Here is a 19,682-nt window from a genome sequence, read left to right on the forward strand (position 1 = left end):
GAATTCCTCCTAAAAAATCGTGAGCAGCTGTTCCGGTCTGCGGACGATGAATTCCGGATGGTAGGGCAACAGCATTTCGAGCGGCTGATAGCCCCATGCGGCAGCAGCGGCTGCCGTTTGTGTGTTGCGTGCGGTCTGCATGTCCACATCGGTGTCACCGACATAGAGTATCTGCTCACGTGGTATGCCCAGCTGATCAAGCACAGGGTCCATCGAGTGCGGATCGGGTTTGGAGATGGTCTCTGGCGTCTGTCCGACGCACAGCTCCATCGCATCTCCGAAAAATCGGTCGATGAGCGCACAGGCAACGGCATTGGGTTTATTCGTCAGAACGGCGTTCTTGATGCCGCGGCGGTTCAGCTCTGCAAGCGTTTCACACACCCCTGCATACGGCTGGGTGAGATAGGTGAAATCGCTGAGGTATGCGGCGCAGTCGTAATCGCGTATCGCGGGCTGAAGTGCGGCGACCCGATCGGGCGGGCAGCCGCCGAGCTTCAGCAGCTTATGGTAAAACTCCGCGATAGAAAGGCGGCACAGGTCACGGCATTCGTCGAGCGTAATGCCGTGAAAGCCGAAATGACGAAGGGACTGGTTACAGTAATGGTGAATGGTCGGCAGGGTATAGAGCAGCGTGCCGTCCAAATCCCAGACACAGGCGCGAAAGCCCATTTATACCTCCAGAAAGTCTACAAAGCGAACGGCTTCCAGATCGGACTCTGCAACGCCGAGCTTCTTGCCGGTCAGGTCCTCGACAGCGGATACGAGGTGCATGGCATCAATGCCGTACTTCTTCATCAGATACATCTTGGACGCACCGTGCGGATAGCCCGGCAGGCCGATCTTGACCAGACGCTTGCCCAGTCCGTTCTCTGCGATAACATCAGCAACAGCGGAGCCGAGACCGCCGATATCCAGATGGTTTTCGATGGTAACAACGCCGTACTTGCTCTTATTGATGGCCTCAACGATGGTCGGGTCGGTGAACGGCTTGAGGGTGGAAACGTGCATATGCTGTACGGAAACGCCCTTTTCCTTCAGAACTGCGGTAGCGCGCATTGCTTCCTCAGTGCAGATGGAGGAGGACAGCAGAACGATGTCATCGCCTTCACTCAGCACGCGGGCACGGTTGAACTGCATCGGCTCGTTTGCCGGGAACAGGCGCGGAACTTCCTTGCGAAGCATGCGGATGTAAACCGGACCGTTGTAGTTGTATGCCAGATCGAGCACGCCTTCGATTTCGGTTGCATCACCGATGTCGAAGATGGCCATGTTCGGCACCGTGCGCAGTACGCCGATGTCGTTGATGGACTGGTGGGTAACACCGCCCGGCGTGGTAATGCCCGGCACAAAGCCGACGAATACAACCGGCAGATTCGGATAAGCAACACTCATTTCCAGCTGATCGAGGATGCGGCGATACAGGAATACCGCAAAGGTGTGCAGGAATGGACGGTAGCCTTCACGGCACATGCCGGCTGCCCAGGAGCACATGTTCTGCTCAGCGATACCCATGGTCAGATAGCGGTCCGGGTAGGTCTGGCGGAACTTTTTTACTTCGCAGGAGGAGCCGAGGTCGGCCGACATAACCAGAACCTCCGGATGCTCGGCTGCGAAGCGAATCATATTTTTTTCATGTGTATTAACTTCGATCTTCATTTTGAACTCCTTCCTTCTCACATCTCGTCATAGATCTTCTGGAATTCATCACGCTCGTCAGCGCCGATGCGGATAAAATGCATCGAACGCGGCTTTTCGAGCGGCTTAACGCCGGTCCAGCCGTGCGTGCGTGCGATAACAACGAGCGGCTTGCCCTCATGCGGGGTCTCACATGCCTTGCAGAAGTCCTCAATGTCGTGGCCGTTTGCCTCAACGCAGACTGCGCCGAACGAGGTGAAGCGGTCGATCAGCGGCTCCTCGGTCATCTGATCCTCAATCCTGCCCTCAACCTGCTGGTCGTTTGCATCGATTACAACGATGAAGTTATCCAGCTTGTAGTAGCCGGCAGCCTGAATGCACTCCCAGGTCTGACCTTCCTGCAGCTCACCGTCACCGAGCAGAACATAGCACTTGCCGGTGTCGCCGCGGCGCTTGCGGGCATGAGCCGTGCCGCCTGCGATCGAGATGGTCTGGCCGAGCGAGCCTGCGGTATTCTCAAATCCGGGGGAGTGCTCCGCACCGATCATTTCCATGTTCCAGCCGTCTACATTGAATTTGTCCATGCAGTCCGGGCTGATGCGGCCGGTCTCTGCCAGTGCGGCGTAGATAACCGAAGCATAGTGGCAGCAGGATACAAAGAAACGGTCCTTATCCGGTGCGGGAGCGCCGTTGTAAGAGGAGCCTCGCTGATAATCCATATTATCCGGCCCCGGAACGCCGGGGAACGGAATCGGCTCCCAGCTGCCGACGGACGGACCAAGGTTCATCACACGGGTGTACAGGGAGGCAATGATTTCTGCCGACGAGCACGCCTGTGCCAGATAGCAGCCGCCGGTTTTCAGTGCAACGCCGAGAATCTGCTTGCGGATTCCGTTAGCGACCGCCTGAATATCGGCGGTGGAATAATTTTTTTCACTCATAAGAGCATGACTCCTTTCTGAATCCAATACCTATACGAACAGCCGGTGCTGTGGGTTGTGGTGTCGATCTCTTAAAAACATTATTTCACATACAAGCACAAATGTCAACGATAGAAAACTTGTCATTTGTGCCAAAAACGAGTTGATGAAATTAGTAAAATAGTGAAAAACGACGATTGAAGCGCGGAAATTGCTTGACGAGACTGTTTATGTTGCCTATAATGAGATAAAAGGAATTTAGAAAACAGTTCACAACAATGAACAAAATTTCAAATATTCCCGCGAGTTCCATGAAAGGAAGATGAATTATGAAAGCTGTTGTGAAAACGGAGACCGGTTTTGATCATATGCAGTATACAGATATTCCGGAACCCAAAGCGACCGGAGATCTGGTAAAGATCAAGATCGCGTACTCCGGTATCTGCGGCACTGATCTTCATGCGTTCAAGGGCACCTACGCGAGCACTAAGCCGCCGGTTGTACTCGGCCATGAGTTCTCTGGTGTAGTCACCGAGATCGGTCCGGACGTAAAGAATGTTAAGGTGGGAGATCGCGTTACCAGCGAGACCACCTTCAAGACCTGCGGCGTATGCCCGATGTGCAAATCCAAGGATTACAATCTGTGCGGCAACCGGCAGGGCATTGGCACCCAGATTAACGGCTCGATGGCTGAGTATCTGGTCAGCAGAGAGGAAAGCGTTCACGTCCTGCCGGATAACGTATCGCTGCTGAGTGCCGCGCTCACTGAACCGCTTGCGTGCGGCGTACATGCTGCTATCGAGAAGGGCAATGTACAGCCTGGCGATATCTGCGTGGTATTCGGTGTCGGCGCAATCGGCCAGATGGTTATGCAGGTGGCAAAGAGTCAGGGCGCGACCGTTATCGTTGCCGGACTGAGCCACGATGCGGAACGCTTTGAGATTGCAAAGAGTGCAGGCGCGGACCGCTGTGTTGATCAGCAGACCGAGAACATCAAGGATATCGTGATGGAGATGACGAACGGTGTCGGTGCGGACAAGTGCTTTGAGTGCTCGGGTGCGGTTCCGGCAGCCAACAAGGCGCTTGAGCTGGTACGCCGCAAGGGCACAGTTGTACAGATGGGCGTGTTCCCGCAATCGCATGAGAGTATCTGGACCGACCTGATCCTGCATCACGAGATCAACTATGTTGGCTCCCGCAGCCAGAAGCCGTCCTCGTGGGTCAAGGCTCTGGAGCTTTTGGCGGCAGGCACAGTTGTACCGGAAAAGATCGTCACCTCAATCGATCCGCTGGAGAAATGGCGCGACGGCTTTGACAAGATGATTCGAGGCGAAGGCGCCAAGGGTGTTATCGTGCTCGATGACAGTCTGCAATAAGCAATCCCGCGACGGATAAAGAATGAACTGATTATGATAAAGAAATGAGAGAAAAGAAAAAACCAATACCGCTTGTACGGTATTGGTTGATTCTAAAAAAGGGGTGCTTATTCGGGAACGGCAACGCCTTCCATTTCCAGCATGCGGCGGGCGAGTGCCTCGTCCGCGACCAGTACGTTGATGTACTTTCCGCGCACGGCGGCAAGCGTGCATTCTGCCTTTTCGGCACTGGCGTTGATGCCGATCGACCACGCCGGAGTGCGCATTGCCTCCAACGGAGCGGAGATGACGTAGCGGCTGTCCAGCTGAACCTCGTTACCGTTGATGTCAAACATGCGGCCGAGCAGACTGGAAACCGCACCGCGACGCATCAGCTCCTTGCGTTCCTCGGCGTTGTAGCAGCCGGATTTATAAAGTGAGCCGTTGGCGTCATTCAGCGAACCGATGCCGGTGAGGATGATATCTACCGAACCTGCCTTCTTGAGTGTTGCTTCAATCTGCGGCTCGGCGGTGAGATAGGAGTAAACCAGCTCGCTGTCCACATAGACCGGTGCATAGATGTTGGAATAGGTGCCGTGCACCTTTTTGGAAAGCCGGAGCGCAAGCTCGAGGCCGTCCACACGCGGATTGCCGGTGCCGAGGCAGCCGACCATCTGCACAACAGTTACATTATAGTAGTCGGAATAATCGGTCGGTTCGAGGACATCGCACAGTGCTTCCAGTGCACGGCCCCACGAAATGCCGATAGACATGTTGTTTTCCAGTACGGTCGAAAGAAAATCTACTGCACAGTGTGCACAACGTGTCAGGGACTGGTCGAATTCATAATCTCCGGCAACGATGACCGCATCGCGTAAACCGAAGGTTGTACGAACAAGGTGCGAAAGCTGCGGATTTTTGTTGATCGGACTATGAACGATGATTTCAACCACGCCGATCTCCTTCGCTTCATCGAGAAGTCGGGAGATTGTGGGACGGGAAATGCCGGTGATTTTGCTGATATCCTGCTGGCTGAGATTCTGCTGATAATAAAGCTCGGAGATTCGTACGAGCAAATCGGTACGGCTGCTCATAATAGGCCTCCTTAAAAATTTGAAAAGTTAGATGAACATTTGTTCACAACACAAAGTATAGCGTTTTTCGTATAGAATGTCAATAAACGTATTGACAAAAAGCGAAAAATCCAATATGATATTGCTCATAGGAATTGTAATAATATTCCATAGGAATAGTAGGAAATAGGAGGAACATCCATGTTCACCAGTGAATTTGTTGTAAAAAATCCGACCGGTCTGCACGCACGTCCGGCCAGCCAGCTGGCCAAGCTGTGCAAGGATATTCCGGATGATATTCGTCTGATCTGCGAAAAAGGCACGATTAACCCCAAAAATGTAATTGGAATTTTGACCGCAGGTCTGAAAAAAGGTTCAGCGATCAAGATCGAGGTAGAAGGCGCCAGTGAGCAGGAATCCGGTGCAAAGATTATGGAGTTTCTGGAAGGCTTGACCGACTAAGAACAGCAGCTAAGAGAAAAGGAGAGCAAAGATGGAACAGGCAACCTTTCGCAATCTGATCCTGCGGGATGTGGAAGCGGCAAACGCCGAGGAGGCAATCCGCAAGGTCGGTCAGCGTTTTTACGATGAAGGCTTCGTAAAGGACACCTATATTGATGCAGTTGTTGCGCGTGAGAAGAATTACGCGACCGGTCTGCAGCTGGCGGATATCGCGGTAGCTATGCCGCACACCGATCCGCAGCATGTTAACCGCCCGGGCGTGTGCATCGCACAGCTTAAGCACCCGGTCGAGTTTGAACATATGGGCGATCCGGATACCAAGGTGCAGGCGGAAATGCTGTTCATGATGGCCATCAAGAATCCGGATGAGCAGGTCGAGCTGCTGCAGAAGGTGCTCGGCGTATTCCAGCAGCCGGAGGTCGTTGCGGCATTCCGCGCAGCAAAAAATGAGGACGAGCTGTTCGAGGCGGCTCAGAAGTACATTGGTTGATTACAGGACTGCGGTTCTGTTCAAAACACGGTTAAATCTAATTTATTGGAGGGTCAAATGATGAAAACTTGTAACATTCTGTGTGTATGCGGTTCGGGTACGGTAAGCTCCGCAATGGTAGCAGGAAAGCTCAAGGAGCGCCTGAAGGAAAAGGGTTGGGACGCTGCCATGGTGGAAGCAAGTCCGAACAGCATTTCGACCGAGATCACCGGCAAGAAGTTTGATCTGATTGCATGTGTAAGCCCGGTTTACGAGGACTTCGGCATCCCGAAGGTAAAGGCAGTCGGCATGCTGACCGGTCTGTCCGAGGACAAGGTAGTCGATGACTGCCTGAAGATCCTGGAGGCAAATGCGTAAAGGGTAAGGCGCATTTTCTCATAGTCATCCATAGCAAAGAGTAAAGGCAAAAGGGTAAAAAGAAAGGTGGTTCCAAGCATGGCAAGTTTCTTTCAAACATTAAGTGATGTATTCAGTGCATTCGGTGCTGCAGTATTCGTACCGGTTATTCTGTTTATCATTGCAAAGTGTATGGGTGTTACCGGTAAGAAGGCATTTAACACGGCACTGCTGTGTGCAGTCGGCTTGACGGGCTTCAACCTCGTTATCAACAGCTATTCCGCGATTATCGCACCGGTTGTTAACCAGATGGTTACGAACGCAGGCGTAAACCTGCCGACGCTCGATACCGGCTGGCAGTCCACGTCGGTTATCGCGTATTCGACCAAGGTCGGCCTGATCTTCATCGGTGTTGCAATCATTCTGCAGCTTGTGCTGTTCTTCACCAAGTGGACGAACGTATTTATGGCATCCGATCTGTGGAACAACTACTCTTTCATGGTTTGGGGCTCCATGCTGTATGCTCTGACCGACAACATGATGCTCTCCATGGCTCTGATGGTCGTTCAGCTGCTTTACATCCTGCTGTTCTCTGAGGCTTGCGCAAAGCGCTGGTCTACCTATTATGATTACGATAACTGCTGCATGACCGCTCCTCATCATCTGGAGAGCCTGCCGTTTGCGGTATTCATGAACTGGTTCCTCGGCAAGATCGGCTTTGACAAGATCAAGCTGAATGCACAGACCTTGCAGAAGAAGCTCGGCATCCTCGGTGAGCCTATGTTCATCGGTCTGGTTGTCGGCGCTCTGATCGGCATCATCGGCAACTTCAACGCTTTGGTCGGCGAGGGTGCGCTGACGGCTTGGGGTACGGTATCCTCTGCAGCCGTTTCCACCGCAGCGATCATGGCAGTATTCCCGAAGGTAGCCGGTATCTTCGCAAGCGCATTTACCACTCTGACTGATGCGTACAAGTCCAAGGCTGCCAAGTCCGGCGAAGGCCGTGAGTGGTATCTTTCTGTTAACGATGCATGCGGTTACGGCGAGCCGAATACACTGGTTACCGGCATCCTGCTGATCCCGATCATGCTGGTTGTAGCATTTGTTCTTCCGGGCAACACCATCCTGCCGATGGCTGACCTGTGCGCTCTGCCGTACATGGTTGAGGTATTTGTTTGCGTATCCAACGGCAATATCGCAAAGAGCGTTGTTTCCGGTGCGATCTGGTTCTCTCTGGGCCTGGTTGTTGCGTCCGTTCTCGCGCCGACCTTTACGCAGGTCGCTGTTGACGCAGGCTTCCAGCTGGCACAAGAAGGCGTATTCATCATCAGCTTCGGTATTATGTGCCACCCGCTGATCGCCGGTCTGTTCTACGCATTCTGGTCTCAGAATCCGATCATCATCGGTGCGGTTGTCATTGCATACTTCGTGCTGTACTTCCTGTTCAAGAAGAACAAGGAGCGTTTCGTTGGCTATCTGGAGAACGCTGCTGCTGCTTACTCGGCATACTAAGCGATTGCTTCTAAACTGAAAACAGCCGGCTGCTGCTGCAAACAAATGCAGCGCAGCCGGCTGTTGTTTTATTCCGAAGAGGAGGAAAAGATGAAGGAATTGACACAAAAGCCGCAGAATATCGTACTGGTCGGTGATGCTTTTGTTTCGCCGGACACGATGGAGCAGGCGGTGCGGCAAAGCGCACTCTGCTGCGGCAGGATCACCAAGCTGATGTGGGGCGGCTCCGACAAGCAGGAATTCACCTCGCGGCAGCTCAAACTCGAGCGGAACGGTCCGGAAGCCGTACCGTATGCGGAGGGTCTGGACGAGGTGATCGGCGAGGCAGAGGTTCTGCTCGTGCATTTCAATCCGGTGCCGCGTGCGCTGATAGAGAAAGCGCCTAACCTCAAGGTCATCCTGACCTGCCGCGGCGGCATGGAGCACATTGACCTTGCAGCTGCAAGTGAGCGCAATATTCCGGTGCTCAACGTTATCCGCAATGCAGAGCCGGTCGCGGACTTTGCCCTCGGCATGATGCTTGATCTGACGCGCGATATCGCGCTATCGCACCGCAAAATGCGCGAAGGCGTATGGATGAAGAGCTTTTACAACTCGGACCATTTGATGACGCTTTCCAGCCATACGGTGGCGCTGGCCGGTATCGGCAACGTCGGCAGCGCGCTGGCGCGCCGTCTGCTGGCACTCGGCGTGCCGGTGATCGCGTATGACGCATACACCAGTCCGGAAAAGCTGGAAAAGGCCGGTCTCGGTGCAATCAAGCTGGTCGATTCACTTGAAACCCTGTTTGAACAGGGCGATATTGTATCGCTGCACCTGCGGCTGACACCGGATACCGAGCATATGATCGGCATGCAGTATTTTTCCCGCATGAAAAAAACGGCGTACTTTATCAACACCGCGCGCGGCGGTCTGGTCGATCAGCCGGCACTGGTCGAGGCGCTGCAGCAGGGCTGCATGGCAGGCGCGGCGCTGGATGTGTACGACAGCGAGCCGCTCGCCGTGGACGATCCGCTGCTGCAGATGGACAACGTGCTGCTCACACCGCACATTGCGGGCACCACGGTAGACGCGATCCCACGGGCGCCGTTTTTGCTTATGCGTGAGGTCGATCGGTTCCTGGCTGACGGCGTGACCGATCGGGTGGTAAATCATGTGTCCATCACACTGGAGTAAGGAGGAAACGCAATGCTTTTGCAGGAAGAAAGAGAGAAAATCGTTGTATACGGACAGGAAATGCTCAAGCGCGGTCTGACCGCAGGCACCTTCGGCAACCTGAGCATTTACAACGAAAAGGAGAACCTGTTTGCCATCAGTCCGAGCGGCATGGACTATTTTAAGACCGACGCAAGCGATGTGGTCGTTATGACGCTCGACGGCGAAAAGGCGGACGGCGACCGCAAGCCATCTTCCGAGGTGGACATGCACCGTATTTTCTACCAGAAGCGCCCGGGCATCAAGTCGGTCGTGCACACGCATCCGCGCTACGCTACTACACTGGCGTGTCTCGGCTGGAGCATTCCGCCGCTGCACTATCTGGTGGCGTATTCGGGCAGAGAGGTGCCGTGCATTCCGTATGTGCCGTTTGGCACCTATGAACTGGCACAGGCGGCGCTGGACGGCATGGGCGATAATTACGCCTGCATTCTCGGAAATCACGGTCTGCTGTGCGTCGGCGGCAATATCAGCTACACGCTGGATGTGTCCGAGCAGATCGAATTCTGCGCACAGCTCTATTATAATTGTAAGGCAGCCGGTCAGGAGCCGAAACTGTTGAATGACGAGCAGATCAGCTCGGTTCTGGAGGCATTCCAGACCTACCGACAGAAATAAATTTTGCAGGAGGGGACCATTATGGAGGAAAAATGCGTATACTGCGGCGGTGATCTGCCGGAAAAGCCGACTAAGGTAAAGGTGCGCACGCGCTCGTTTGATGTGTGCTGCGCGGATTGTGCGGCAAAGACCGAGCAGTATATCAAGCTGGATAAGCGATTCAAGACCGCACTGTATCTTCTGGTCTTTCTGGGCGGCATCGGATTTGTTATCAGTGCATTTTTCGGCGGTGACAGTCCGCTGCGCATGATCGGTGCGTATGCCGGTCAGCTTGTTGCGGGACTGGCGTTTATCGCGTTTCCGTATCCGGTCACCTCGTTTGAGAGCTTTCACGCGATGAGCTTCCGCGGCGTAACGCGGCTAACGCGCATTATCGGCCTTGTGCTGAGCGTGTCGGCAGTTGTGCTGGTGGTGCTCACGCTGCGGTAAAGACAAGTGCGATCGGTCTGGCGAAAGTCAGGTCTTTCCATAACCCCAAAGGGCGCTCGAAGGAGCGCCCTTTGGGGTTTTGCAGGATTGTCTGATGTGATGGAAAGCAAAAGGACGGAAGGGTCCAAGTACCTTCCGTCCTTTTGAGGAGAAAATTATATTTGTATTCTGTTTGGAGACTTGAATATAAATAAGAGAGAATAAATTGAATGTGGAATTTGATCTGCGATTCGGGAAAATTAGCCGAGGAACGGACGGGTGGTTTCCGCACCCATGCGGATCACATCCTCAGCAGGCATTCTCCAGTATTCCGGACGGAACAGTTCGAGGCACGCAGGGCCGTCGTAGCCGACTGCCTGTACCGCATCAGCAACCTCCTGCACCGGAATTGCACCCAGACCGGGCATCAGACGGTGGCAGTGGTCGAGGATGCCGAGCGGCAGGTCCTCGCAGTCGTTGATGTGGAACACGAACAGCTTCTCCTTGGGAATTTTGCGGATGAAATCAACGTCCGCGCACTTGTCGTGCAGGTAAACATTGATGCAGTCCACGGTCAGACCAACACTGTCGCGGTTGACGGCGTTGACGATCTCGAGCGCCTGACGAACGCTGTTGACGCACCATTTCTTGTCACCGATCGGCTCGAAGGACAGCTTGACGCCGTACGGTTCAGCAATGTCAGCGAGTTCGTTCAGCACCTTCACCGAGTCGTCGAAGATCTCCTTCTCGTTCTTGGTGCAGATCTCGTTGGTAACAGTCGGCACAACAATAATGTACGGATTGCCGATCTGCTGAGCCACCTTGCAGCCGAAGGTGAACAGCTCTACAAGCTTTTCCCACTCCTCCGGCGTGCAGAAGTTGATGTTCTCAATGGAGTTGAATGCAAACGGCTTGATATGGCTCTTTGAAAAAAACGCCTTGAGATCGTCTGTGGTGTGGGTCTTGAGATACTCCTGCAGCATATCGAGACGCAGCTCGATATAGTCATAGCCGTACTTTTCACACAGCAGCAGGTCGTTTTCAACTGTGGAATTTTCCTTGCAGGTTGCTTCGTTATATCCGAGTTTCAGCATAAGACAGTCTCCTTTACATTTCACCGCGTGCTTCACGCTCGGTGAGTTCCTTCATAATAGTGGGGTAAATCTTATCCAGCTTGTAGAACAGCAGGACGATGATGGCAACGATCCAGACCAGAATCGGACCGAACTTAAAGATAGAGGAAATCATTTGCTGGGCGGAAGTCGGCTGCATAGCACCGCCGGTAACCGAGCTGAGGAAGCCTGCGCCCTCGAGCATGGCAGTCATAACCGCACTGGTGATACCGGTGCCGATCTTAAAGCCGAGCGAACCGCCGCCGAAGATCAGGCTTTCCTGACGCAGATGGCTCTTCCACTGACCGTACTCTACAACATCGCCCATCATGCCGAATACCAGAGAGGTCAGCGGAGCCTGACCGAGCGAGCGGATGATGGTCATTACCAGAATCCACCGGAAGCTCATCGGGTTTACCATAATGAGTGCATGGGCGATAACAACTACGATACAGCCGGCGAGCGACAGGTTGCGCTTGTTGAATTTCTGCAGCAGCATTGGACACAGCAGCGCGCCAACGATCAGTGCGACGATCTCAGAGGTGTAAATGACGCTGTAATACCATTCATCGTTGCCGAGAACATATTTGCAGTAATACGGCAGATCGGTGCCGATGATGGTGGTATGTACGCAGGTGACGGTCCACAGAACGAGCGTTGCCCAGAAATACGGGTTGCCCAGCAGGGCTTTCAGCGCACGGGAAGCGGGAACCTTGGGCTGCTCCTGCTGCGCGGCCTCGAAATTGACGGTTTCCTTGCAGCGAACAAAGCAGATGACAAGCAGAGCAAGTGCGATGGCGCACCAGATGCTCATGGTCTTGATCCAGGCGGCCTGATCGTTGCCGAACAGCTTGATGACCGGCATGGTGAAGGTTACGGCAATGATCTTGCCAATCGGAGACAGTGACATACGCACAACGGACAGCAGGTCGCGCTCGTGCGAGGAGCGGGTCATCATGGTGGACAGGGTGCCGTAGGGCACGTTGATTGCGGTGTAGCATACGGTGGTGCACAGGTTATAAGTAACAAAAATGTACCAGAATTGAACGGTCGTGCTGCTGCTGTGCGGCACACAGAACATCGCAACCGCGCACAGAACATACGGTACGCTCATCCACAAGATCCACGGACGGGCCTTGCCCCATTTGGATTTGGTCTTGCTTACGATGATGCCCATGATAACGTCGGACGAGCCATCAAAAATACGCGAGATCAGCATGACCAGACCGACGGTAACGACCGGAATACCGCAGTAATCCGTATAGAACAGGGTGAGCAGCGCGGTGATCATACCGAACACAATGTTGCAGGCGGTATCGCCTAAACCATAGGAGATACGGGTTCCCCAGCCAAGGGAGGCAGTGTTGTTCTTTTCACTCATAAGGAGCAACCCCTCTTTCTTTTCTCAAAAAACGGAAGCCGCCGCCGAGTGCGGCGGCTTGCCGAATAACTCTTTTTCTTCTCTTTTCCTGTGATATGCGGGAATAAATTACTCGATTTCGCCCAGCTTGACCGGACGGCCTTCCTTCATGGACAGGTTTGCTGCCATTGCGATCTTGACCGGCTGCAGACCGTCAAAGCCGGTAACCAGCGTGTCGGTGTCGTTCAGAACGGCATCGGTGAACGCCTTTGCCTCTGCGATGAATGCGTTGTTGTAGCGCTCGAGGAAGAACCAGGTCGGCTTTGCAACCTCGACGCCTGCGGCGGAGGAGATCATGGCGGTGTTGTTCAGATCGTTTGCAACCTGCACGCAGCCCTGGTCGCAGTGAACCTCGGTGCGCTGGTCGTAGCCGTAGTGAGCGGCACGGGAGTTGTCGATCACGCCGAGTGCGCCGTTCTCGAACTTCATCATTACAATGGCGGTGTCCACATCGCCGTACTCCTCGTAGCCTGCACCGGAGAGCGCTGCACCGTAAGCGGTAACCTCGGTAACCTCGCTGCCTGCCAGATAGCGGACCATGTCGAAATCGTGAATGGTCATATCCATGAAGATGCCGCCGGAAACCTTGATATAGCTCATCGGCTGGTGATCGGGATCACGGGAGGTGACCTTGATGAGATTGGGCTTGCCCAGCTTGCCGGAAGCGACCGTATCGCGGACGGCCTTGTGGTTGTGGTCAAAGCGGCGCACGAAGCCGACCTGCAGCTTAACGCCTGCCTTCTTCACCGCAGCGAGTGCTTCCTCGATCTTTGCCAGCTTGGTGTCGATCGGCTTCTCGCAGAAGATGTGCTTGCCGGTCTGCGCAGCGCGCATGATGAAGTCTGCATGCGTTGCGGTGGAGGAGCAGATGAACACGGCCTCGATGGTCGGATCGCCAAAGATCATCTCGGGATCATCGTAGCACTTCTCGATACCCATGTCCGCTGCCCATGCACGGGTCGCATCGTTCATGAACGGATCAGCCACTGCGTAGAGGTCTGCGTTCGGCACTGCATGTGCCAGATTTTCGCCGTGCAGCTTGCCGATTCTGCCTGCACCCAGCAGACCGATTCTTACCTTGTTTGCCATTTTTTCTTGCACTCCTTTTTTACTCTGAAACCTGAATTGACGCGTTTGCTCAAAAAGCAGTATGTTAGAAGTTTTTTTCTGTGCTTCTATGATATAATAATTGCGCACAGAGAAAAACAATGTTAAAATATCGAATATAACAACGATATAAACTGCTGTTTTTGAATTATTTGCGCTTTTCTTGTGATTATTATACAAACAAAGTCCGTGAGAGCGTTATCGTGTTCTTGTGGAAAAAACAGCAGGATTTTCCGAGGGAAAGAAAGAAAATCGAGGGAAGGATTTCGTAATCTTGTGATTCTTGGGAGGGAGCATACATGGGAAACAAGCCTTGTAAACTGAGCGGAACATTCTTCAACTGCATTTCGATCGATCGCAATTACAACAACCAGCAGTCTATACTTCCGCATATGCACGACAACCGTCTGGAGCTGTTCTATGTGTGCAGCGGACAAGGACAGTACATGGTGGATAACCGGTATTATCCGATTGGAGAGGGCGACATTGTTATCTGCAATCAGGGTGTGCTGCACGGCGAGGAACCCGATCAGGTGCGGCAGATCCGGTCGTACAGCGTCGCAATTACCGATGTCAATGTAGAAGGTCTGCCGCCCAACTGTCTGATCGCAGAAGGGGAGTGTCCGGTCGTATCGTGCGGACAGCTTGCCAGGCAGGTAGGCGAGACCATGCACCTGCTGTATCTGCTCAGCGCCGATGCGGGAAACCTGCATGCCGTGTGCTGCAGTCTGGCAGAGGCAATGCTGAATCTGACCGATTCCCTGCTCCGCAGTCGTATCCACCAGCAGGAGCAGCAGCGTGAAATGCCGTCTGTGCTGGCGCACCGCGTGCGGCGCTATCTGGATGCACACCACTGTGAGCCGATCACGCTGCGTATGGTGGCGGAGCGACTGCGCGTGAGCGAGTATTATCTGGCGCATGTGTTTAAGCAGGAGTTCGGCGTGCCGCCTATGCAGTATGTGATGAAGCGCCGGATTGGTGAGGCGCAGGGATTTCTGATGAATACCGGCATCCCGATCGCCGAGATTGCGGACACACTCGGCTTCAGCAGTATCTGTCACTTCAACACCATGTTTAAGAAGTACACCGGCACACCGCCCGGTAAGTTCCGGCAGTCGTTCAAGCAGAGCATCACGCACAGCGAAAAAGGAAAAAGTGAAGAAGAGGAATCGTAAAACGGAAAACACCGTGCAGAGCAGTAACGCTTGGCACGGTGTTTTTCTATCTACTTACAAATAGAAGAATGGCGCAGCCGAGAGAGAGCGGCTGCGCCGGTGAAATGGGGATGTGTGTGAAATTAGAGAGTGTGTGTGATGATCGTTTGCCGGAGCATAATTATCTTATTTATACAGCACGGTCTGCGTAAAGACCATGTTTGCAAGGATAACTACTACAGAAAAATGGTGAATAACATATTTATTCCTCCGTTATCCGTTCTTTCGCCGTTTGCGTTCGGCTTTCCTTTGATGATTCTATTGTAGTCCCTTGGACGCGGTTTTTCTTCTAACTTCTTGTATTTCATAGAGTTGCGCAAGAATCTATAATTTGACCGGCACAAACGGTCAGCATACGCGGAAAACGGCAGCAACTACCTATAAAAAGTGGTGAAAATGCAGCCTGTGAGTGAAAAATAAAGGCGGGAGAAAGATTGCGTATTTTTATAAAATATTGAGATATATGCTTTTTTACTTGTTGTTTAGGACGGAAAATGCGAAATTCTGTAATGACAGTATGCCGCGTTTTCTGCATGATAGCGAGATATTAAAAAAACAGGTGCAAAACGCAGGCCGCAGGCGGGAGCGACAGACACGGAAAACAATGCGGTAGGGGAGAGAAAAGTTCTGGATTCTATAATAAAATGTGAAAATGTTCGTATGTAACGTAAAAATATAAGAAAAAAGGCGATTTCTCAAGATGTTAGAAGAAAAGCAAACGCTCAAATGCTAAACTTAAATCATCAAAAGAGAACACCGCCGGGAGCGAAAAGAAAGAGCCTCGGCAGGGAAAAAGAGTAAAGCATTTGAGGAGGAAAACACAATGAGCAAAACCAGAATGACAGTCGGTCAGGCAATCGTAAAGTTCCTGAATCAGCAGTACATCGAGATGGACGGCAAAGAGGAACCCTTCGTAGACGGCATGTTCACGATCTTCGGTCACGGTATGGTAGTCGGTCTCGGTCAGGCACTGGAGGAGGATCCGGGCCACCTGAGAGTTTACCAGGGCCGCAACGAGCAGGGCATGGCACACGCCGCCATCAGCTACGCAAAGCAGCACAACCGCCGCAAGATCATCGCCTGCACCTCGTCCATCGGCGTTGGCGCAGCAAACATGGTAACCGCAGCACTGACCGCTACCATCAATAATATCCCGCTGCTGCTGTTCCCGTCCGATTACTTTGCAACCCGTCAGCCGGATCCGGTTCTCCAGCAGCTCGAGGTTCCGAACGACCTGTCCATGTCCGCTTCGGACTGCTTCAAGCCGGTTGCCAAGTACTGGGACCGCATTTCGCGTCCGGAGCAGCTGATGAGCGCAATGGTCAACGCAATGCGCGTCCTGACCGACACCGCAAACTGCGGCACCGCTGTTATCTCGCTCCCGCAGGATGTACAGGGTGAGAGCTTCGACTTCCCGGATTACTTCTTCCAGAAGCGCGTACATCACGTTGCACGCCGCGTAGCGGATGACTACGATATCGAGAAGGCAGTTGAGATGATCAAGGCTTCCAAGAAGCCGATGTTCATTGCAGGCGGCGGCGTTCGTTATTCCGAGGCCGGTCAGACCGCAATGGACTTCTGCAAGGCGTTCAACATTCCGGTTTCTCAGACCCAGGCCGGCCACTCCTGCCTGCCGGATTCGTTTGAACTGGCGGTCGGCGGCATCGGCGTTACCGGCGGTCTGGCGGCGAACGCACTGTGCAAGGACTGCGACCTCGTTATCGGTGTCGGCACTCGCTTCAACGACTTCGTAACCGGCTCCAAGTGGGTGCTGTTCCGCAACCCGGATATTAAGGTTCTCGCTATCAACACCTCCGAGTTCCATGCGGAAAAGCTGGACGCAACCCGCTGCATCGGCGACGCAAAGGTTACTCTCGAAGCGATCATGGAAAAGCTCAAGGCAGATGGATACAAGTCCGGCTACACCACCGAAATTCAGGATATCCGCAAGGTTTGGGAAGAGGAGCGTCTGCATGTTCTGGGCGTTCAGTACAAGGGCGAAGGCTTCGGCGAGGGCAAGTTTGTGCCCTGTGTACCGAGCTGGACCGAGAAGATCATGAACGATTTCGTTTCCCAGATCGGCGGCACCATCACTGAGTCCAACGCGGTCGGCATTCTCCGCGAGGAGGCAGACGACGACGCAATCGTGGTTGCAGCAGCAGGCTCGCTGCCGGCAGACCTCGAGCGTCTGTGGGTCACCGACGCACCGAACTCCTACAATATGGAATACGGCGCATCCTGCATGGGCTACGAGATTGCAGGTGCATTCGGCGCCAAGCTGGCTGAGCCGGACAAGGAAGTTTACGCACTCGTTGGTGATGGCTCGTTCATGATGCTCAACTCCGAGATCCCGACCGCAATGCAGGAGAACGCAAAGATCACCGTTGTTGTATTCGACAACTGCGCGTTCGGCTGCATCAACAATCTGCAGATGGGCAACGGCGTTGGCTCTCTGGCGACCGAAATGCGTCACCGCAACGAGACCACCGGCAAGCTGGACGGCGATTACTGCTACACCGACTTCGGCAAGATCGGCGAAGGCTTCGGCATGAAGGCATTCTACGCCAAGACCCCGGACGAATTCCGCAAGGCCGTTCAGGATGCTAAGAAGGAAAGTGTTTCCTGCATCATCGACGCAAAGGTTCTGCCCAAGACCATGGCTGAGGGCTACGAGTCCTGGTGGCACATCGGTGTGGCATCTACCTCCAAGTCTGACGAGGTAAAGGCTGCACGCAAGCGCATCGACGATCATCTGGCAGAAGCACGCATGTACTAATTAAACGCAGATTCAATATGAGCCGCCCGTTTTCGGACGGGCGGCTTCGCTTATATAATAAGGTATCGAGCAAAGAAAAGAGGAGCAAGAATTATGAAATATACGCACAAGGCCCCCTTCGATAAGGGCTACAACGGCATGGTCTCCGCAGTCGAGAACCCGGAAATGATGGGCATGGAGTTCGGTGTTGTCAAGATGGCAGCGGGCGACGTGATGCACTTCGACTACGCGCAGGAGGTCGTTTACGACCTGATGAGCGGCAGCGTGACCTTCGAGTGGAACGGCAAGTCCGAGACCGTTACCCGCCGTGATGTGTTCCACGAGGGTGCGATCCTGCTGCACGTTCCGCAGAACACCAAGGTGACAATTTCTGCCGAAAGCGATGTGGAAATCGCCGTTTCCCGCACGGAAAACAAGCGTGATTTCGCAGCTCGTCTGCTGCGCCCCGAGGACTGCCTGTGCGCAAATGAGGAGCGCGGCGCCGGTCAGATGAACGAGTGCTCGACCCGTCTGGTACGCACCTTCTTTGACCGCTCCAACTGCCCGGAAACCAACTTCTTTATCGGTGAAGTGGTGCATTTCCCCGGCAAGTGGTCCTCTTATCCGCCGCATCAGCACGTTGAGCCGGAGCTGTACTACTACAAGTTCCTGCCGGAAAACGGCTACGGTCTGGCAGAATATGGCGACGATGCCTTTAAGGTAAAGAACAACGACCTGACCGGCATGCCGGAAAACGTGACCCATTCTCAGGCCGCGGCTCCCGGCTACGCGGAGTATTACCTGTGGTGCATCCGCCTGCAGGACGACAAGAACATCGTGACGACCGTTGTGCCCGAGTATGAGTGGGTAACTAAGGCCGACGCGAAGTATTTCCCGGATATTTAAGGCGGTGAAATATCATGAAAGCCTTCAAAATCGTACCTTCTATTGCGGAATACGTCGATTTTCGCACGCTGGCGAAGGAATTAAGCCTCGGCGCGAAAGACCTGATTCTGACAAATGAATATATTTACAATCCGACAATCGCGGCGCTGAATCTCGGCTGCCACACCTGTTTTCAGGAAAAGTTCGGCGGCGGTGAGCCGACCGACGTCATGGTTGACGCCATCCTCGACGACCTGCGCGGCAAGGAGTTTGACCGCATTATCGCGGTCGGCGGCGGTACAGTAATCGACATCGCAAAGGTGCTGACCGTTGCCAAGTCCACCGACCGTGTGGACGATCTGTACGACCGCATGGCAAACCTCGAGAAGGAGCATGAGCTGATCATCGTGCCGACTACCTGTGGCACCGGCTCTGAGGTTACCAACATTTCCATCATCAACCGTACAACTAAGGGCGTCAAGGTTGGTTTGGTGTCTCCGGCGATGTTTGCGGACGAAGCGGCGCTCGTTCCGGGCATGCTGCTCAGCCTGCCGTATCCGGTTTTTGCAACTTCTTCCATTGACGCCATGGTCCACGCGGTCGAAAGCTACCTTTCTCCGAACGCCTGCGCACTGAGCGAGCTGTTCTCCGAAAAGGCGCTGCACCTGATCCTGTCCTGCTGGAAGGACGCGGTAGCAAGCGGCGGCAAGGATGCGTGGAAGAAGCATGCACTTGAGTTCCTGCGCGCCTCCAACTATGCAGGCATCGCGTTTGGTCACGCGGGCTGTGCGGCTGTTCACGCGATGGCATATCCGCTCGGCGGCGTGCACCACATTCCGCACGGTCAGGCAAATCAGCTGATGTTCGCAGACGTAATGCGCAAGTATCAGGAAAAGAAGCCCATCGGCAAGTTGAATCAGCTGGAAGAACTTCTGAGCGCAGAACTGGATGTTGAACCGGTATTTGCACTCGAAAATCTGTACGAATTGATGGACGAGGTACTGAAAAAGGATCCCCTGCACGAACACGGGGTAACCGCTGATGAACTGCCGGTCTTTGCAAAGAATGTCATCGAAACCCAGCAGCGCCTGCTCGGCAACAACTATGTGGAGCTGTCAGAAGACGATCTGCTCGACATCTACCGCAAGGCATTTTGAGCGCGGGA

Annotated in this window: 19 protein-coding genes; 12 read left to right on the plus strand and 7 right to left on the minus strand. The window is 53.7% G+C overall.

Translation table 11 applies throughout. The annotated features are described in order from the left end of the window. Positions 1-9: 9 nt before the first annotated feature. From DW724_RS09895 to DW724_RS09905, 3 genes are read right to left on the minus strand one after another with little or no spacing between them, the layout of a single operon-like run. Positions 10-669 (minus strand): HAD family hydrolase, encoded by a 660-nt coding sequence (locus DW724_RS09895; RefSeq protein WP_118761345.1) that lies wholly within the window; start codon positions 667-669, stop codon positions 10-12. Then, the gene (locus tag DW724_RS09900) at positions 670-1,656 is read right to left on the minus strand and encodes a transketolase family protein (RefSeq protein ID WP_118479004.1); all 987 of its coding nucleotides are present in this window, start codon (positions 1,654-1,656) and stop codon (positions 670-672) included. A gap of 17 nt (positions 1,657-1,673) precedes the next feature. Then, positions 1,674-2,576 (minus strand): 1-deoxy-D-xylulose-5-phosphate synthase N-terminal domain-containing protein, encoded by a 903-nt coding sequence (locus tag DW724_RS09905; protein WP_118284910.1) that lies wholly within the window; start codon positions 2,574-2,576, stop codon positions 1,674-1,676. 308 nt (positions 2,577-2,884) lie between these two features. Between DW724_RS09905 and DW724_RS09910 the strand changes: the two genes are divergently transcribed. Further along, positions 2,885-3,931, plus strand: coding sequence for a zinc-binding dehydrogenase (locus tag DW724_RS09910; RefSeq protein ID WP_118729055.1), 1,047 nt, complete (start codon positions 2,885-2,887; stop codon positions 3,929-3,931). A gap of 107 nt (positions 3,932-4,038) precedes the next feature. Here the strand turns inward: DW724_RS09910 and DW724_RS09915 are convergent, their stop codons facing one another. Next, positions 4,039-5,004 (minus strand): sugar-binding transcriptional regulator, encoded by a 966-nt coding sequence (locus tag DW724_RS09915; protein WP_118761346.1) that lies wholly within the window; start codon positions 5,002-5,004, stop codon positions 4,039-4,041. Positions 5,005-5,184: 180 nt separating this feature from the next. Between DW724_RS09915 and DW724_RS09920 the strand changes: the two genes are divergently transcribed. The 7 genes from DW724_RS09920 to DW724_RS09950 all read left to right on the plus strand — a co-directional run bounded on the left by DW724_RS09920 (position 5,185) and on the right by DW724_RS09950 (position 10,045). After that, the gene (locus DW724_RS09920; protein ID WP_118479012.1) at positions 5,185-5,445 is read left to right on the plus strand and encodes an HPr family phosphocarrier protein; all 261 of its coding nucleotides are present in this window, start codon (positions 5,185-5,187) and stop codon (positions 5,443-5,445) included. Between the two features lie 31 nt (positions 5,446-5,476). Next, complete coding sequence (locus DW724_RS09925; protein ID WP_118479014.1) at positions 5,477-5,935, plus strand: PTS sugar transporter subunit IIA; 459 nt, start codon at positions 5,477-5,479, stop codon at positions 5,933-5,935. A gap of 57 nt (positions 5,936-5,992) precedes the next feature. Beyond that, the gene (locus tag DW724_RS09930) at positions 5,993-6,292 is read left to right on the plus strand and encodes a PTS sugar transporter subunit IIB (RefSeq protein WP_199667385.1); all 300 of its coding nucleotides are present in this window, start codon (positions 5,993-5,995) and stop codon (positions 6,290-6,292) included. Positions 6,293-6,370: 78 nt separating this feature from the next. Continuing rightward, positions 6,371-7,783 (plus strand): PTS galactitol transporter subunit IIC, encoded by a 1,413-nt coding sequence (locus DW724_RS09935; protein WP_118729053.1) that lies wholly within the window; start codon positions 6,371-6,373, stop codon positions 7,781-7,783. A gap of 90 nt (positions 7,784-7,873) precedes the next feature. After that, positions 7,874-8,959, plus strand: coding sequence for a 2-hydroxyacid dehydrogenase (locus DW724_RS09940; protein ID WP_118761347.1), 1,086 nt, complete (start codon positions 7,874-7,876; stop codon positions 8,957-8,959). A gap of 12 nt (positions 8,960-8,971) precedes the next feature. Beyond that, positions 8,972-9,616 carry an L-fuculose-phosphate aldolase gene (locus DW724_RS09945; protein WP_118479018.1) on the plus strand — a complete coding sequence of 215 codons (645 nt, stop codon included), beginning with the start codon at positions 8,972-8,974 and terminating at the stop codon, positions 9,614-9,616. 21 nt (positions 9,617-9,637) lie between these two features. After that, entirely contained in the window at positions 9,638-10,045 is a 408-nt protein-coding gene (locus DW724_RS09950; protein WP_118761348.1) for a TRASH domain-containing protein, read from the plus strand. 239 nt (positions 10,046-10,284) lie between these two features. On the opposite strand, the gene DW724_RS09955 is transcribed toward DW724_RS09950, so the two are convergent. From DW724_RS09955 to iolG, 3 genes are all read right to left on the minus strand, one after another. Continuing rightward, the gene (locus tag DW724_RS09955; protein WP_243105730.1) at positions 10,285-11,118 is read right to left on the minus strand and encodes a sugar phosphate isomerase/epimerase family protein; all 834 of its coding nucleotides are present in this window, start codon (positions 11,116-11,118) and stop codon (positions 10,285-10,287) included. Positions 11,119-11,131: 13 nt separating this feature from the next. Next, entirely contained in the window at positions 11,132-12,517 is a 1,386-nt protein-coding gene (locus DW724_RS09960; RefSeq protein ID WP_118761349.1) for an MFS transporter, read from the minus strand. Between the two features lie 108 nt (positions 12,518-12,625). Then, positions 12,626-13,645 (minus strand): inositol 2-dehydrogenase, encoded by a 1,020-nt coding sequence (iolG, locus tag DW724_RS09965; RefSeq protein WP_118761350.1) that lies wholly within the window; start codon positions 13,643-13,645, stop codon positions 12,626-12,628. Between the two features lie 317 nt (positions 13,646-13,962). Here iolG and DW724_RS09970 point away from each other — a divergent pair, with 317 nt between their 5' ends. The 4 genes from DW724_RS09970 (at position 13,963) to DW724_RS09985 (ending at position 19,674) form a co-directional block, all read left to right on the plus strand. Continuing rightward, positions 13,963-14,838 carry an AraC family transcriptional regulator gene (locus DW724_RS09970; protein WP_118729048.1) on the plus strand — a complete coding sequence of 292 codons (876 nt, stop codon included), beginning with the start codon at positions 13,963-13,965 and terminating at the stop codon, positions 14,836-14,838. An 862-nt stretch (positions 14,839-15,700) separates the two neighbouring features. Beyond that, positions 15,701-17,653 (plus strand): 3D-(3,5/4)-trihydroxycyclohexane-1,2-dione acylhydrolase (decyclizing), encoded by a 1,953-nt coding sequence (gene iolD, locus DW724_RS09975; RefSeq protein ID WP_118761351.1) that lies wholly within the window; start codon positions 15,701-15,703, stop codon positions 17,651-17,653. 93 nt (positions 17,654-17,746) lie between these two features. After that, on the plus strand, positions 17,747-18,538 hold the full coding sequence (locus DW724_RS09980) for a 5-deoxy-glucuronate isomerase (protein WP_118761352.1): 792 nt from the start codon (positions 17,747-17,749) through the stop codon (positions 18,536-18,538). A 14-nt stretch (positions 18,539-18,552) separates the two neighbouring features. Next, positions 18,553-19,674 (plus strand): 4-hydroxybutyrate dehydrogenase, encoded by a 1,122-nt coding sequence (locus DW724_RS09985; RefSeq protein WP_118761353.1) that lies wholly within the window; start codon positions 18,553-18,555, stop codon positions 19,672-19,674. Positions 19,675-19,682 lie beyond the last annotated feature (8 nt).

This window comes from Butyricicoccus sp. AM27-36, from assembly GCF_003480945.1.
Lineage (GTDB): Bacteria > Bacillota > Clostridia > Oscillospirales > Butyricicoccaceae > Agathobaculum > Agathobaculum butyriciproducens.